At 62.4% G+C, this 15,360-nt stretch carries 11 protein-coding genes; 3 read left to right on the forward strand and 8 right to left on the reverse strand.

Annotation, left to right across the window (positions count from 1 at the left end):
* The first annotated feature begins 247 nt into the window (after nucleotides 1–247).
* Complete coding sequence (locus tag ACPDZI_RS15695) at nucleotides 248–2,038, forward strand: hypothetical protein (protein ID WP_438833444.1); 1,791 nt, start codon at nucleotides 248–250, stop codon at nucleotides 2,036–2,038.
* 483 nt (nucleotides 2,039–2,521) lie between these two features.
* On the forward strand, nucleotides 2,522–6,067 hold the full coding sequence (gene nifJ / locus ACPDZI_RS15700) for a pyruvate:ferredoxin (flavodoxin) oxidoreductase (RefSeq protein ID WP_438833445.1): 3,546 nt from the start codon (nucleotides 2,522–2,524) through the stop codon (nucleotides 6,065–6,067).
* Between the two features lie 67 nt (nucleotides 6,068–6,134).
* On the opposite strand, the gene ACPDZI_RS15705 is transcribed toward nifJ, so the two are convergent.
* Nucleotides 6,135–7,499, reverse strand: a complete 1,365-nt coding sequence (locus ACPDZI_RS15705; RefSeq protein ID WP_336987871.1) for an MDR family MFS transporter — start codon at nucleotides 7,497–7,499, stop codon at nucleotides 6,135–6,137.
* 186 nt (nucleotides 7,500–7,685) lie between these two features.
* Between ACPDZI_RS15705 and ACPDZI_RS15710 the strand changes: the two genes are divergently transcribed.
* The gene (locus tag ACPDZI_RS15710; RefSeq protein WP_011706953.1) at nucleotides 7,686–8,282 is read left to right on the forward strand and encodes an HAD family hydrolase; all 597 of its coding nucleotides are present in this window, start codon (nucleotides 7,686–7,688) and stop codon (nucleotides 8,280–8,282) included.
* A gap of 85 nt (nucleotides 8,283–8,367) precedes the next feature.
* On the opposite strand, the gene ACPDZI_RS15715 is transcribed toward ACPDZI_RS15710, so the two are convergent.
* The 7 genes from ACPDZI_RS15715 to trpS all read right to left on the reverse strand — a co-directional run bounded on the left by ACPDZI_RS15715 (nucleotide 8,368) and on the right by trpS (nucleotide 15,350).
* Entirely contained in the window at nucleotides 8,368–9,165 is a 798-nt protein-coding gene (locus tag ACPDZI_RS15715) for a DUF1338 domain-containing protein (RefSeq protein WP_438833446.1), read from the reverse strand.
* A 109-nt stretch (nucleotides 9,166–9,274) separates the two neighbouring features.
* On the reverse strand, nucleotides 9,275–10,744 hold the full coding sequence (gene astD, locus ACPDZI_RS15720) for a succinylglutamate-semialdehyde dehydrogenase (protein ID WP_429044032.1): 1,470 nt from the start codon (nucleotides 10,742–10,744) through the stop codon (nucleotides 9,275–9,277).
* Nucleotides 10,745–10,814: 70 nt separating this feature from the next.
* Complete coding sequence (gene astA / locus ACPDZI_RS15725; protein WP_011706956.1) at nucleotides 10,815–11,834, reverse strand: arginine N-succinyltransferase; 1,020 nt, start codon at nucleotides 11,832–11,834, stop codon at nucleotides 10,815–10,817.
* Between the two features lie 75 nt (nucleotides 11,835–11,909).
* The gene (locus tag ACPDZI_RS15730) at nucleotides 11,910–13,127 is read right to left on the reverse strand and encodes an aspartate aminotransferase family protein (protein WP_029299369.1); all 1,218 of its coding nucleotides are present in this window, start codon (nucleotides 13,125–13,127) and stop codon (nucleotides 11,910–11,912) included.
* A 277-nt stretch (nucleotides 13,128–13,404) separates the two neighbouring features.
* Nucleotides 13,405–13,986 carry an aminodeoxychorismate synthase component II gene (locus ACPDZI_RS15735; protein ID WP_438833447.1) on the reverse strand — a complete coding sequence of 194 codons (582 nt, stop codon included), beginning with the start codon at nucleotides 13,984–13,986 and terminating at the stop codon, nucleotides 13,405–13,407.
* Between the two features lie 20 nt (nucleotides 13,987–14,006).
* A complete protein-coding gene (locus ACPDZI_RS15740; RefSeq protein WP_011706959.1) occupies nucleotides 14,007–14,222 on the reverse strand; it encodes a hypothetical protein in 216 nt (71 codons plus the stop codon).
* A 123-nt stretch (nucleotides 14,223–14,345) separates the two neighbouring features.
* On the reverse strand, nucleotides 14,346–15,350 hold the full coding sequence (trpS, locus tag ACPDZI_RS15745) for a tryptophan--tRNA ligase (RefSeq protein WP_005298400.1): 1,005 nt from the start codon (nucleotides 15,348–15,350) through the stop codon (nucleotides 14,346–14,348).
* Between the last annotated feature and the right edge of the window lie 10 nt (nucleotides 15,351–15,360).

Consider the following 15,360-nt stretch of genomic DNA (forward strand, 5'->3'; position numbering starts at 1 on the left):
GCTATCGACAATTGAAATAGTTCAACACCCTGTTTTTATTGGCAATAACTGCCATCAAAAACGTCGTCTTTATCATCAAGCGGCGATATTAAACGCTGTTTAGTCAGGGTTAAAAGTCAATTCAGATTTGCGCCCTTGTGGTTCTTCGCCGGCTCCTTATGGTTTCCATCCGAAGCGTGCGGCACGGCGCCGCACGCCGACGTTCAGGCTCGCGGGCACTCTCCCGCCATAACAACAGGAAATCATCATGCGCAAAACCGGCGTGGCACTCGCCCTCTCCACCCTCTTCTGGTTCCACTCGACCATGGCGGCCCCTCTGATCTTCCCGGACGATCCGACCCTCACCGACGGCCAGCACTCCCCCGCCCTCTCTCGCAGTTTCCAGCTGGCTCAGGACGATCTGGGCAACCGGATCCACCAGCTCCACCTGCCCCTCCAGACCGAACCGGAACTGGTGGCGGAGCTGGAGCAGATCGGCAGGGAACAGGGGTTCTCGGTCAGCACCCACGCTGACATGTACACCTGGACCGAGGACAACATGTGGCTGTCGCGCGATGGCGCCCTCATCTTCCGCCCCCGGGCACCGCTGGCCAACAAGGGGCGCTACCACGCCTTCGTCACCGCCCTGACCGAGCAGAGCCCGGAGGCCGAGCAGGAGGGGCACCACAGCCTCGGCAGCCAGGATTCCCAGGGGCTGGATGATTACATGCTCTCCCAGGCCAACACCTTCGCCGAGGCGCAGGGGCGCGAGCTCATCCCCACCTTCTCCATCATCGATGGCGGCAACATGCTGACCGGCCAGCGATCCGACGGTACGCCCTATGCCCTGATCGGCCGCGATGCCCTGCTGCAGACCACCCTGCACCACAGCCGGCTGGACAGTGAGCGTATTGCCGCTCTGCAGGAGAAGATGGAGCACGACGGCGAGTTTCGGCTGCAACTCAGCGAAGAGGAGTGGCTGGGCAGACCCAATACCTTCCAAAAGGGCCATGACACCGAGGTGGACCTCATCCTGCTGGAGGCGGCCAACCTGCTGCCGCAAGGGCTGGATGAGCCGCAGCGCCACGCCTTTGCCAAGACCGCGCGCGCCAAGGCCGAGCTCGCCAAATACGAAGTGGACGGGTCAACCCGAGAAGCGGCGGAGCAGCGGATGTTTCTGAGCCCGCAGCAAGGGGAGCGGATTGCCGAGCGCTATCGCGCCATCCATGGCCAACCGCTGCCGGCCTCCTTCGATCTGCTTACCCGCCTCAAGCAGGAGTACGCCAGCCTGGTGGTAACCGCCGAGCTTCACTCCGAGTTCAATGATGAGCAGATAGCCCAGGCACTGCCGACGCTGGCGGCCGATGCCGCCACCCTGGCCCGGCTGGGCCGCATGTTGCAGGCCGGTGGCTACCAGCGAACCGGGCTGACTGGCGCCGAGCAAGATCATCAGACCCGCCGCTTCCTCGCCATGATGGCCATCAGCCAGCGCCTGATGGCGCAGGAGCTCAAGGTGGCCGAGCGGGATCTGGTGATCCTGGCCCAGCCCGGTTTCCACCTCGACATGGCCATGCGCCCGCTGACCGACGGTCGCATTTTGCTGAACGATCATGCAGCCAGCGCAGCGCTGATCGAGCAGGTGCTGGCTAGCAATGCCACCCTGAGCGACAGCGAGCGGCAGGAACTTGGCCAGAGCGTGACCAACCTGCGCCAGCAGAGCGAGCGCTGGCACAAGATCCACACTCTCATCCGCCAGCAGTTGAGCGATGCCGGCCTGACCCCCATCGCCACTCCGGGCGCGTTCACCGTGGGCAAGCGGCCGGTGAACTGGATGAACGGCATCATGGGCACCCGCCAGCAGCCCTTCTACATCACCAATGCCGCCAGCATCGCCCCCCTCAATCAGGCATTCGCCGCCTGGCTGCAACGCGAGGTGGCCGGGCTCACCCCCTATTTCGTGGGTCAGGCTGCCAGCAACAATCGGGAGGAGTTCAACCAGGCGGAAGCCCTGCTGCGCGGCAGCGGCGGGCTGGATTGCATCACCCTGCACCATGAGTAGCACCCCCTCTCACGGGCTGGCATCGCATCAGACGGGTCCATTCCCCGACGCCAGGTGCAAGGGAAATGATGGTGGCAGAGAGCCGCCAAGATGATTCAAAAGGGCTCCTTAAGGAGCCCTTTTTATGACTGATGTGAAAGGCCCTCCCACACCATGACCCTGTCATCTCGGCCATGAAACACTCTCGCGTCGCCCGACGGCGCAAATTAATTTGCCGCTTGATTATTTATTTACGAGCCCGGTTCGACCTATTTTGCGCCCGATCCAGTTAATCGAATTACCCTCAACAACCATCCCGCCCGACCCTCTGCCGACTTGCCCCCGTCACCGGCGATAGGCCGCCATCGCGCGCCGCCGCTGCCTTTGGCATGATTATTTATCCCGTTTGTTCCGCGTTTATTTCCACTCTTACTATGGCGGCGACCTATCCATGGCCGGCTGATCACAGCCGTCATTCAAACTGGCATAGCAAGTGGGCAATTCATGATCACCACAGACGGAAACAACGCGGTCGCCTCGGTGGCATACCGCACCAGCGAAGTCATCGCCATCTATCCCATCACCCCCAGCTCCGCCATGGCAGAACACTCGTCAGCCTGGTCGAGCCAGGGACATCCCAATCTCTGGGGCGATGTGACCAAGATAGTGGAGATGCAATCGGAGGGAGGCGCCATCGCCACCGTACACGGCGCCCTGCAGACCGGGGCGCTGGCGACCTCGTTCACCTCGTCGCAGGGGCTGCTGCTGATGATCCCCAACCTCTACAAGTTGGCGGGTCAGCTAATCCCCTTCGTGCTCCACGTGGCGGCGCGCACCGTGGCAACCCATGCCCTGTCAATTTTCGGCGATCACTCCGACGTGATGGCGGTGCGCCAGACCGGCTGCGCCCTGCTCTGTGCCAGCAACGTACAGGAGGCACAGGATTTCGCCCTGATTTCCCAAGTGGCTAGCCTCAACAGCCGGCTGCCCTTCATCCACTTCTTCGACGGCTTTCGCACCTCTCACGAGATCACTAAAATAGCCCCGCTCGATGACGAGACCTTGCGCGCCCTGCTGCCGGTGGAGGCTATCCGTGCCCATCGGGAACGGGCGCTGACTCCCGACAAGCCGGTCATTCGCGGTACCGCTTCCAATCCGGACACCTATTTCCAGTGCCGGGAGGCAAGCAACCCCTGGTATGACGCGGGCTATCACCACGTGAGCGAGGCAATGCAGGCCTTCGGCGAGCGGACAGGCCGACACTACCGTCCGTTCGAATATGTAGGACATCCGCAGGCGGAACGGATTCTGGTGCTGATGGGTTCTGCCATCGGCACCTGTGAGGAAGTGATAGCGCGGCTACTTGCACAAGGGGAGAAGGTGGGGCTAGTGAAGGTGCGGCTCTACCGCCCCTTCTCGGCCGAACATTTGCTGGCGGTCATTCCCGAAAGCGCTCGCAAGATTGCGGTGCTGGATCGCACCAAGGAGCCGGGTGCCCTGGCCGAGCCCCTCTATCTGGACGTGATGAGCGCCCTGGCCGAAGCTGTCAGCCAAGGGGATCGCGCTAGCCTGCCGCGGGTCATCGGCGGGCGCTACGGCCTATCCTCCAAGGAGTTCAACCCGGCCTGCGTGCAAGCCATCTTCGACGAGCTGGCACTGGATAACCCGCGGCCGCGCTTCACCGTCGGCATCTTCGACGACGTCACCGGCCTCTCCCTGCCGCTGCCGGCCCTCGATTATTCGAGTCCCAGCCTTGGCAACCAGCACAAGCTGGAGGCACTGTTCTACGGCCTTGGCAGCGACGGCACAGTGTCGGCGGCCAAGAACAGCATCAAGATCCTCGGCAACCACACCGACCTTTACCCCCAGGGCTACTTCGTCTACGACTCCAAGAAGGCGGGCGGCCTCACCGTCTCCCACCTGCGGGTCGGCGAGCGGCCGCTGCAGTCGGCCTACCTGGTGGACGAGGCGGACTTCATCGGTTGCCACCAGTGGCAGTTTATCGACATGTACCAGATGGCGGAGCGGCTGAGGCCAGATGGCATCTTCCTGCTCAACAGCCCCTACGACGCCGGGCAGATCTGGCAGCGGCTGCCCCAGGAGGTGCAACAGGCCCTGATCCAGAAGCGTGCGCGCCTCTACACCATCAACGCCGCCAAGATTGCCCGCGAGTGCCAGCTCGGCAACCGCATCAATACCGTGATGCAGATGGCCTTCTTCCAGCTGACCTCCATCATCCCACCGGCAGAGGCGACCGAGCTCCTGCGCCAGACCATCGCATCGAGCTATGGCAACAAGGGGCAAACGCTGGTGGAGCGCAACTGGCAGGCCCTTGCTGCTACCTGCGAGGCCCTCGTGCAGGTGCCGCTGCAGGCACTTGACCCCGCCAGCCACCAGCGCCCGCCTGTGGTATCGACCAATGCCCCCGACTTCGTGCAGACCGTCACCGCCGCCATGCTGGCGGGGCTCGGCGACAGCCTGCCGGTCTCCGCCTTCCCGCCAGACGGCACCTGGCCGGTGGGCACCACCCGCTGGGAGAAGCGCAACATTGCCAAGGAGGTACCCATCTGGCAGGCAGACCTCTGCACCCAGTGCAACTACTGTGTGGCGGCCTGCCCCCACTCCGCCATCCGCGCCAAGGTAGTGGACAAAGCGTCGCTGGAGGGTGCCCCCGCCACCCTGGATGCGCTCGATGTGAAAGCCCGCGACATGCGTGGCCAACAATACGTGCTGCAGGTGGCACCTGAGGATTGCACCGGCTGCAACCTTTGCGTCGAGGTGTGCCCGGCCAAGGATCGCACCGAGCCGAGCCGCAAGGCGATCAACATGGAGTCCAGGCTGGATCACCTCGAGCCCCAGAAGGCCAACTACGACTTCTTCCTGGACTTGCCCGAGCGCAGTGCCGAGCAGCTGGAGCGCATCGACATCCGCACCTCCCAGCTCATCTCGCCGCTGTTTGAATACTCGGGTGCCTGCTCCGGCTGCGGCGAGACCCCCTACATCAAGCTGCTGACCCAGCTCTACGGGGATAGACTGCTCATCGCCAACGCCACCGGTTGCTCCTCCATCTATGGCGGCAACCTGCCCAGCACCCCCTACACCACCAACGCCGATGGGCGCGGGCCGGCCTGGGCCAACTCCTTGTTCGAAGACAACGCCGAGTTTGGCTTGGGCTTTCGGCTCACCGTGGATCAACATCGCGAGCGGGTACGCCGCCTGCTGGCGAGCCTGGGGGACGCCGTCCCGGTCGGGTTGCAACAGGGGCTGCAAGATGCCAGCCTGCCGGTCTCCGAGCAGCGCGCCCATATCGAGCAACTGCGCGACCTGCTGCAGGGGCGCACCGACGCCGCGGCCCAGGAGCTGGCCCGTGATGCGGACTACTTGGTGGAGAAATCGGTCTGGCTCATCGGCGGCGACGGCTGGGCCTACGACATCGGCTACGGCGGGCTCGATCACGTGCTGAGCCTGGGGGAGAACATCAACGTGCTGGTGCTCGACACCCAGTGCTACTCCAACACCGGCGGTCAGCAGTCCAAGGCCACCCCGCTCGGCGCCATCACCAAGTTTGGCGAGCAGGGCAAGCGCAAGGGACGCAAGGATCTTGGCGCCAACGTGATGATGTACGGTCACGTCTACGTGGCGCAGATCTCCCTCGGCGCCCAGATGAACCAGACGGTGAAGGCCATTCAGGAGGCGGAAGCCTACCCAGGTCCGTCGCTCATCATCGCCTACAGCCCCTGCGAGGAGCACGGCTACGATCTGGCCCAGAGCCACGAGCAGATGAAGCAGCTGACCGCCACCGGCTTCTGGCCGCTCTACCGCTACGACCCACGCCGCAGCGAGGAGGGCAAGGCGCCGCTGGCACTGGACTCCCGGGCCCCCAGCGCATCGCTGGCCGAGACCCTGCAGCAGGAGCCCCGCTTCAAGCGGCTGGAACGCCAGTTGCCGGAAATCGCCAGCCAGCTCTATCGGGAAGCGGAGCTGGACGCCAACCGCCGCTTCGCCTGGCTAAGCCAGCTGGCCGGCAAGGAAGCGCCAGCCCAGGAGTAGAAACGCAGACCCACCAACAAACAGGGCTCCCCATGGGGAGCCCTGTTGCTATGTCGCCGTCACGCCATCAGGCGTGGATGCTGGCCAGCTCGTGGCGTTTCAACGCCAGCAGGGTAATGAGCAACGCGGCGGTGGCGATCAGCGCCATGCCGATATAGGTGGCGCTGAAACCGGGCGCCAGCTCGGCCGGGCTCAGGCTGGCCAGGTTGTGGCTGCTGCCCGCCGGCAGGGCGGAGTGAAACAGCACGGAGCAGATGGCCACCCCGACCGCACCACCCAGCTCGCGGCCGAAGTTGAACAGCGACATGCCAATGCCGCGATCTTCCCGTGGCAGGGCGTTTTGCACCACCACCGACAGCGCCGGCAGCACCAGGCCCAGCCCCAATCCGGCAAACCCCAGTCCCAGCCTGGCCCAGAGGTCGAAGTGGATCTGCCACAGCGCCAGCGCCGACAGGGCGAAGCCCACCACCACGAAACGTTTGTAGTAACCGGTGCGGCCGATCAGCTTGCCGCCGACGAAGGCTCCCGCCGTGATGCAGATCATGAAGATCACCATGTAGAGCCCGCTCTCGCTGGCCCCCATCCCCTTCTGCCACTGCATCTGCAGCGGCAGGTAGACCAGCACCGCGAACATCAGCAGTTGCGAGGCCAGTGCCAGCAGCACGCTGACCAGATAACCGGGCAACCGGGCCAGATGAGCCGGCAATATGGGATCGTGGGCCCGCCGCTCCACCAGAATGAGCAGCAGCAGGGCCAGCGCCAGTCCCGCCGCCAGCCAGATGGCGGGCAGGGCCGTCTCCGGCGAGAGCAGCAGCAGGCTCAGGGTGGTAACGGTGATCAGCAGCGCCGCCCCCTTCCAGTCGAAGCGGCTGTGACGGCGCACATTGAGGTGGCCCAGGTTGCGGTTCACCAGCCAGAGGGCGATAGCGCCGAGCGGCAGGTTGATCCAGAAGATCCAGCGCCAGCTGAGCTGCTCGGTGAAGTAGCCGCCGAGCAGGGGCCCGGCGATGCTGGAGACCGCATAGACCGCCGAGATGTAGCCCTGATACTTGCCCACCTCCCGCGGCGGTATGCTGTCGGCGATGACGGTGAAGGCGAGCGCGATCAGGCCGCCGCCGCCCAGTCCTTGCAGCACGCGGGCCGCCAGCAGGGTCGGCAGATCCTGGGCCAGGCCGCAGGCCACGGATCCGGCCAGAAACAGGCCGATGCCGATGTTGAGCATGCGCACCCGGCCGAACATGTCGCTCAGCTTGCCGTAGATGGGCAGGGCGGCGGTGGCCGCCAGCAGGTAGGCGGTGACCACCCAGGTGAGGGCTGCGCCGGCGTTCAGCTCGGCACCTATGATGGGCAAGGGGGTGGTGACTATGCTCTTTTCCAGTGAACCCAGGGCGATCACCAGGGCCACGCTCGAGAAGATGGTTTTTGGGGACATATAGGGGCTCGCTAATTTGAAATGCCAGGATCTGCGGCGCAGAACTTATTATTGTCTCATAAATCACCAGTCGATGGCCAAAACCACTGCCATGGCGCCGCCGACCCGCAACCATGACCCCGGTCGCGGCATTGCCTGCTGCATTCTGATAGGCTGGCTGTTCACACCCCAAGAGGAAGCAGCCCCATGTCCGAGCAGTTCCGGTTTGAGCAATACGATGCCCTGATTTTCGATATGGACGGCACCCTGGTCGACTCCATGCCCCTGCATCTGGATGCCTGGGAGGAGACCAGCGCCGAGTTCGGCCTGCCCTTCGATCGTGCCCAGCTCAATGAATTCGGCGGCATTCCCACCCGCAAGATAGTCGCCATCCTGGCCGAGCAGCATGGGCTGGATATCGATGTTGATGCCTTCACCCGGCGCAAGGTGGCGCTCTATCTGGAGCATATCGACAAGGTCAGCGTGTTTCCCGCCATGTGGGAGCTGGTCAAGCGCTGCCACGGCAAGGTCCCGATGGGCATAGGCACGGGCTCATCGCGCGAGCACGCCCTGCACATTCTGAAGAACACCGGTCTGGATGCCTATATCCCCGTGCTGGTCAGTGCCGATGACATCGACAACCACAAGCCCCACCCCGACACCTTCCTGAAAGTGGCCGAGTTGCTCGGCGCCAACCCCGCCAACTGCCTGGTGTTCGAAGATACCCAGATCGGCCTGCAGGCCGGCCGTGCCGCCGGGATGGAGACGGTGCTGGCACTGGAGGGGGAACTCTACCAGCGCTAGGCCACACTACCCCTGCCACCAATGAAAACGCCTCCGCAAGGGAGGCGTTTTGCATGCAGCAGTGCCGGGATGACCCGGCCCCGGCTTACATGGCGTTGGTGGATTCGAAGATCTTGTCGGCCGAGGCTTCGACAAATCCCGGGTAGAGTACGCCGTCGGCCTGCGGGTAGCGCAGGGCGAATTCGTAGAAGCAGCTCGGGATGGTGCGCACGCCGTCGGTGAAGGCCACGTCCGCCTTGTCGGCCATGGTAGACGATTGCTCCAGCATCACCTGCGGGTCCCCTTTCACCTCGCCACCCACGCCATTGAGCACGAAGCCTGCGGCCTTGAGGGCGGCGTTGACTTGCTGGATGGTGTCGAAGTCCTTCAGGCGGTTGATGTTGACGGTGAAGTGGTTGGCACGATAACCCCAGGCTGCCATCCAGGCCGCATACTCGCTCTCCGCCAGCAGGGTCTGGTAATCGGCCCAAGATACCTGCCAGGGGGCGCCAGCATAGAGGAAGGCCTGGGTGTCGGTCAGATGATCGGGCACCTGAGCCGCCAGCTTGTGGATGATGGCCTGGGTCGCGTCGGAGAGCTCTTCCACCTTCAGCTCGCTGATGAACACCTTGGGCGCGTCCGGATCTTTATGCTCGAAGTGCTTGGCATAGAGCTTCTTGGCCTTGAACACGTACTCGCCCTTCTGCTCGTAGCCGAGCGCCAGGAAGTGGGCGGCCAGCTTCTCCAGTCCCAGCTTGGGCAGGTTGTAGGTGCGAAACGCCACGTGGTCGTTGACGATGGGCTCGCCACCACCCAGCAGTTGATGAACCTTGTGGGCACTCGGGGTGACTTGAATGTAGTTATCCCACAAATGACCGAACAGGGTGTCGATATCCTTTTGCATCTCTCTTTCCTTTGATTGCGGGTACAGACAAGGGCACCAGTTCAGTGCCCCTTTTATTGTCGTGGTCAGGCGCTGGCGCCAACACAGAGAGCGCCCGCCTTTGCCTTGTTTAGAACGTCAGGCCGGGAGACAGCTGATCCGGCATGGCGGCCTTGCTGTCTTCGACGGAAGCCACCGGATACGCACAGTAGTCGGCAGCGTAGTAGGCGCTCGCCCTGTGGTTGCCGGAAGCGCCGATGCCGCCGAACGGCGCGGCACTGGAGGCGCCGGTGATGGGCTTGTTCCAGTTGACGATGCCGGCGCGAATACGCTTGAAGAAGTGCTGCCAGTCCGCCTCGCTGTCGCCGAGCAGGCCGGCAGAGAGGCCGAAGCTGGTGGCGTTGCCCTGATCGATTGCGGCATCGAAGTCGTCGTAGCGAATGAGCTGCAGCAGCGGGCCGAAGTACTCTTCGTCCGGCAGCGCGCTGACTGCGGTCACGTCTATGATGCCCGGTGAGACGAAGCCGGTGCCCGCTTCCAGGTGCTTGAGGGTAAGCAGACTCTCGCCACCGAGGCGCTGCAGGTTGGCTTGCGCCTCGACCATGCCGAGCGCTGCCTTCTCGCTGATCATGGCGCCCATGAACGGCTGCTCGGCGGCGTCATAGAGGCCGACCTTGATCTGGCCGACCACCTCAACCAGACGTTTCACCAAGGCATCGCCTTGGACGCTGCGCTCGACAAACAGGCGGCGCGAGCAGGTGCAGCGCTGGCCGGAGGTAATGAAGGCGGACTGCACGATGGCATGGACGGCGCCGTCGATGTCGCTCACGTCTTTCACGATCAGCGGGTTGTTGCCACCCATCTCCAAGGCCAGGATCTTGCCCGGTTGACCGGCAAACTGCTGGTGCAGGAAGTGGCCGGTACGGGACGAACCGGTGAAGAAGAGGCCGTCGATGTCCGGATTGCCGGCCAGCGCCTTGCCAGTATCGACCTCGCCCTGCACCAGGTTGAGCACTCCCTTGGGCAGCCCCGCCTCCTGCCAGATTTTCAACATTGCCTCGGCCACCATGGGGGTCAGCTCGGAGGGTTTGAATACCACGGTATTGCCGGCGATCAGCGCCGGCACGATATGGCCGTTGGGCAGGTGGCCCGGGAAGTTGTAAGGGCCGAACACGGCCACGACGCCATGGGGCTTGTGGCGCACGAACGCCTTGGCGCCCGGCATGGGGTTCTCCACGGTGCCGGTGCGCTCGTCATGGGCGCGGATGGAGATGGCGATCTTGCCCTGCATGGCGGCCACTTCGGTGCGGGTCTCCCACAACGGCTTGCCGGTTTCGCGGGCGATGGTCAGCGCCAGTGCCTCCTTGTGCTCGCCGAGCAGGTCGGCATAGCGACGCACGATGGCCAGACGATCGTCGAGGGCCAGATCGGACCAATGATAGAAGGCATGGCGGGCAGCCTTGACGGCAGCCTCCACCTGGGCGGCGCTGGCGGCCTCTCCTTGCCAGATCACCTGATTCTTGGCCGGGTCCTTTGACTCGAACGGCTTGCCTGCACCGGCCAGCCACTGACCGTCAATAAACTGAACTAACTGGCTCATCCTTCACTCCCTGTGGTTCGCAGGCAGCCTTGGCTGCCTGTTTCATATGCGGTTTTACTGCTGATATGGCTCAATCAAGATCGACGGCGCGCACCATGTCGCCATCCTGCACCTTGAGTGCGGCCGCCATCTTGGGCGGGATGATGGCTTCGTGCTTGTCCAGATCGACCCGGATGTTGCCGTAGCAGGCGCGGTAGTGCTCGTAGCGGGTATTGCAGACCAGATGGGTCTTGCCGCCGATGGGCTCACCCACCAGCACCCGCAGCTTCTGGCTGCGACGCACGCTGCGAATGTTCTTCACGTCGCACTCGACGGTGGGGCCGGCATCGAAGATGTCGACATAGCCGCGATTCACGAATCCTTCGTCCTGCAGCATCTTGATGGCCGGGCGGGTCTTCTCGTGGGTCTGACCGATGACGGCGCGCGCCTCGTTGCTCAGCAGATTGACGTAGATGGGGTACTTGGGCATCAGCTCGGCGATGAAGCGCTTCTTGCCGATGCCGGTGAGATAGTCGACGGTGGGAAAATCCATCGAGAAGAAATGCTTTTGCAGCCACTCGTAGAAGGGGCTGTGACCATCGGCATCGGAGACGCCACGCATCTCGGCGAAGACGGTCTCGTCAAACAGCTCGGGGTGTTCGGCCATGAACAGAAAGCGGTGCTTGGAGAGCAGACGGCCGTTGAGCCCCTCGCGGGCGCATTCGCGCAGAAACAGGGTGCAGAGCTCGGAATTGCCGGTGTAGTCGTTGGAGAGGGTGAGGGTTTCCACGACGTTGTAGATGCCGAGCTTAGGGGAAGAGTGCACCACCTTGCCGATGTGATAGTTGTAGAACGGCTGGGACAGGCCCACGGCCGCATCGATGGCGCAGGTACCGACCATTTCGCCGGTCTCCAGATCCTCGGCGACGAAGAAATAGAGGCAGTCCCCCTTGCCCGCAGGCTTGTCCGAAAAGGTCTGGGTGGAAGCGTCTATCTTGCGCTGCAGCAGTTCATCGTTGACGGGCAACGAGGTCATGCCGGTGCCGGATTCGATGGCACAGGTCTTGAGACCGGCAAAATCTTTTTGCTCGATGGGACGGATAACCAACATAAATGACAACTCCCTTTCATTGACGACAGGTGGGGTCCCGGCTCCTGCCGGGAGGGCTCCCCACCTCAATTTGGATCAGGCGTTAACCACCTGGGCAACCGCTTTCTCGAACCGTACCAGCCCTTCCTTGATATCCGCTTCCGGAATAACCAGAGACGGCGCGAAACGCACCACGTTGGTGCCGGCTACCAGCGCCATCAGACCCTGATCGATGGAGGCCAGCAGGAAGTCGCGCGAGCGTCCCTTGTAGTCGTCGTTCAGGACGGCGCCCAGCAGCAGACCCTTGCCGCGCACTTCACTGAAGCAGTGGTACTTGGCGTTGATGGCTTCGAGGCCCTCGCGGAACAGCTGTTCGCGCTGCTTGATGCCGCTGAGCACTTCCGGGGTGTTGACCACGTCGATCACCGCCTCTGCCACCGCGCAGGCCAGCGGGTTGCCGCCGTAGGTGGAGCCGTGAGTGCCCACTTTCAGGTGGGAGGCGATGTCGGTAGTGGTCAGCATGGCGCCGATGGGGAAGCCGCCGCCCAGCGCCTTGGCGCTGGTGAGGATGTCCGGCGTGACGCCCAGACCCATGTAGGCAAACAGATCGCCGGTACGACCGACGCCGGATTGCACTTCGTCATAGATCAGCAGGGCGTTGTGCTTGTCGCACAGCTCGCGCACCCCTTTGGCAAACTCGTCGGTGGGACGAATGATGCCGCCCTCGCCCTGCAGCGGCTCCATCACCACGGCGCAGGTATTGTCGGAGATGACGGCAGCCAGCTCCGCCAGATCGTTGTAGGCCACGTGGGTGATGTCTGCGGGCTTGGGACCGAAACCATCGGAGTAGGCAGCCTGGCCGCCGACGCTGACGGTAAAGAAGGTACGACCGTGGAAGCCCTGGTGGAAGGCGATGATCTGGGTCTTGTGGGCACCGAACTTCTCGATGGCGTAGCGACGGGCCAGCTTGAGGGCGGCTTCGTTGGCTTCGGCACCTGAGTTGCAGAAATAGACCTTGTCGGCGAAGGTCGCGGCGACCAGCTTCTTGGCTAGGCGCAGGGCCGGCTCGTTGGTCATCACGTTGGAGAGGTGCCACAGCTTCTCGCCCTGGGTTTTCAGGGCCTCGACCAGCTTGGGATGGCAATGGCCCAGGCCATTGACGGCGATCCCGCCGGCGAAATCCACATACTCACGGCCTTCCTGATCCCAGACACGTGACCCTTCACCACGCACCGGGATGATCTTGGCGGGCGCATAGTTGGGAACCATCACTTCATCAAACACTTCACGTGTCACTGCCAACAACTCTGACATATTGCTCTCCTTCGATCTGGCGACAGAATAATCCACCGCCCAAAAGTTAAATCCATGTAAACACATCGGCATTGTCACAGAAAAAAAGCTAAAAGTCTGCAACAAAGCGCGTTACAGGGAACAATGTTCGACTGCCCGTGAGATTTTAGGCAACCGCATTGCATAACGGCTCAGGGGGTGTTGGCAAGAGATAATTTGGACAGGGAGGGAGGTGAATAAAGTGTCAGGGAAAATATTTTTGGCCTCCTTTCAATTCTGGGAGGCCGATCACAACTATTCAGGGATTAGCCAAAAAATTGGCCAGCAACTGATGACCCTGCTCGCTCAAAATGCTCTCCGGATGGAACTGAACGCCCTCTATATTCAACTGCTTATGGCGCAGGCCCATGATCTCGTCCGGGCTGCCATCGGCATGTTCGCTCCAGGCGGTGATCTCGAGACAATCGGGCAAGGTATCGCGCTCCACGATGAGCGAATGGTAACGAGTGACCCGCAGCGGGTCGTTGAGCCCCTTGAATACCCCCTCGCCGCGATGGCGAATGAACGAGGTCTTGCCGTGCATCATCTGGCGCGCACGTACAACCTGAGCACCGAAGGCCTGCGCCAGCGACTGGTGGCCGAGGCAGACGCCGAGAATGGGGAGCTGGCCGGCAAAACGGGCGATGGCCGCCAGCGAGATACCCGCCTCATTAGGGGTGCAGGGACCGGGAGAGATCACCAGATAACGGGGAGAGAGCCGGGCAATGGCGTCCAGCGTCAGCTCGTCATTGCGCTTCACCACTACCTCCTGTCCCAGGGCGCCAAAATATTGCACCAGATTCCAGGTAAAGGAGTCGTAGTTATCGATCAACAACAGCATGGGTCAACCAGAGCAGAGAATTAACGGTCCAGATAGCGACCCTGTTCCATTTCACGCTCGCGCTGGCACTCGGCCAGATAGATGGCGGCGGCGATGGCAGGGGTTTTGTGGTGCTTGTCGATGGCATTGGAGACCATCAGTTGCAGGGTATTGAGGTTTTTGGCCTTGCGAAACTTGCGCAGCCAGTGACCCTTGTCACCCAACTCTTCAATCGTGGTATTTGATTCGACAGACATGCTAACTCTTGGGGCAGACGCCCGCGTTTGAAATTGGAAGATGAAATAACGAATAGCAGGTCGGGTAAAACAAAGAAAGCCAGGCAAATACCCAGCTCTCTTCTACTACACCTTCCCAGTATGTCAGGCTCGAGGAACGAAGCCGACTACATCATATACGCTGGCCAGGGTTTTTTCAGCCCTTTCCCGCGCCTTTTGTGCACCGGCCGCCAAAATGGCCTGCAGATGAGCCTCATCCTGACGCAGCTCGTGGAAGCGGGCCTGAATCGGCTCCAGCAGGGCGACCACGGCTTCGGCGGTTTCGGTCTTGAGGTGACCGTACATCTTGCCTTCGAAATGCTGCTCCAGCTCGGGGATGGAACGGCCGGTCACCCCGGACATCAGGGTCAGCAGGTTGGAGACCCCCGGCTTGTTCTCCGGATCGAAACGCACCACCGCCGGCTCGTCGGAGTCGGTCACCGCGCGCTTGATCTTCTTGACGATCTGCTTGGGATCTTCCAGCAGGCCGATGAAGTTGGCCTCATTGTCGTCCGACTTGGACATCTTCTTGGTCGGATCCTGCAGGCTCATCACCCGGGCGCCTTCGGTCGGAATGAAGGGCTCCGGCAGGGTGAACACCTCACCGTAGAGGTTGTTGAAGCGGGTGCAGATGTCGCGGGTCAGCTCCAGATGCTGCTTCTGATCGTTGCCCACCGGCACCTGATTGGCCTGATAGAGCAGGATGTCGGCCGCCATCAGCACCGGATAACCGAACAGGCCGACGTTGACGTTGTTCTCGAAGCGGGCGGACTTGTCCTTGAACTGGGTCATGCGCGACAGCTCGCCCATCTGGGTGTAGCAGTTCAGGATCCAGCCAAGCTCGGCGTGCTGCGGCACGTGGGACTGGATGAACACGGTGCTCTTGGCCGGATCGATGCCGACCGCCAGATAGAGGGCGGCGGCGTCCAGGCAGGCCTTGCGCAGGGCGGCCGGATCCTGGCGGGTGGTGATGGCGTGCAGATCGACGATGCAGTAGAGGCAGTCGAAGTCATCCTGCATGTTGACCCACTGACGCAGAGCCCCCATGTAGTTGCCGATGGTCAGCTGGCCCGACGGTTGGGCCCCGCTCAATACGATAGGTTTAGTCATCAGAGTGTTG

The organism is Aeromonas oralensis (assembly GCF_049665575.1).
GTDB classification, from domain to species: domain Bacteria; phylum Pseudomonadota; class Gammaproteobacteria; order Enterobacterales; family Aeromonadaceae; genus Aeromonas; species Aeromonas hydrophila.

Coding starts and splice junctions, on each gene's coding strand:
- ACPDZI_RS15695 (WP_438833444.1), top strand. CDS start 248: ATGCGCAAAACCGGCGTGGCACTCGCCCTCTCCACCCTCTTCTGGTTC.
- ACPDZI_RS15705 (WP_336987871.1), bottom strand. CDS start 7,499: ATGTCCCCAAAAACCATCTTCTCGAGCGTGGCCCTGGTGATCGCCCTG.
- ACPDZI_RS15710 (WP_011706953.1), top strand. CDS start 7,686: ATGTCCGAGCAGTTCCGGTTTGAGCAATACGATGCCCTGATTTTCGAT.
- nifJ (WP_438833445.1), top strand. CDS start 2,522: ATGATCACCACAGACGGAAACAACGCGGTCGCCTCGGTGGCATACCGC.
- astD (WP_429044032.1), bottom strand. CDS start 10,744: ATGAGCCAGTTAGTTCAGTTTATTGACGGTCAGTGGCTGGCCGGTGCA.
- trpS (WP_005298400.1), bottom strand. CDS start 15,350: ATGACTAAACCTATCGTATTGAGCGGGGCCCAACCGTCGGGCCAGCTG.
- astA (WP_011706956.1), bottom strand. CDS start 11,834: ATGTTGGTTATCCGTCCCATCGAGCAAAAAGATTTTGCCGGTCTCAAG.
- ACPDZI_RS15730 (WP_029299369.1), bottom strand. CDS start 13,127: ATGTCAGAGTTGTTGGCAGTGACACGTGAAGTGTTTGATGAAGTGATG.
- ACPDZI_RS15715 (WP_438833446.1), bottom strand. CDS start 9,165: ATGCAAAAGGATATCGACACCCTGTTCGGTCATTTGTGGGATAACTAC.
- ACPDZI_RS15735 (WP_438833447.1), bottom strand. CDS start 13,986: ATGCTGTTGTTGATCGATAACTACGACTCCTTTACCTGGAATCTGGTG.
- ACPDZI_RS15740 (WP_011706959.1), bottom strand. CDS start 14,222: ATGTCTGTCGAATCAAATACCACGATTGAAGAGTTGGGTGACAAGGGT.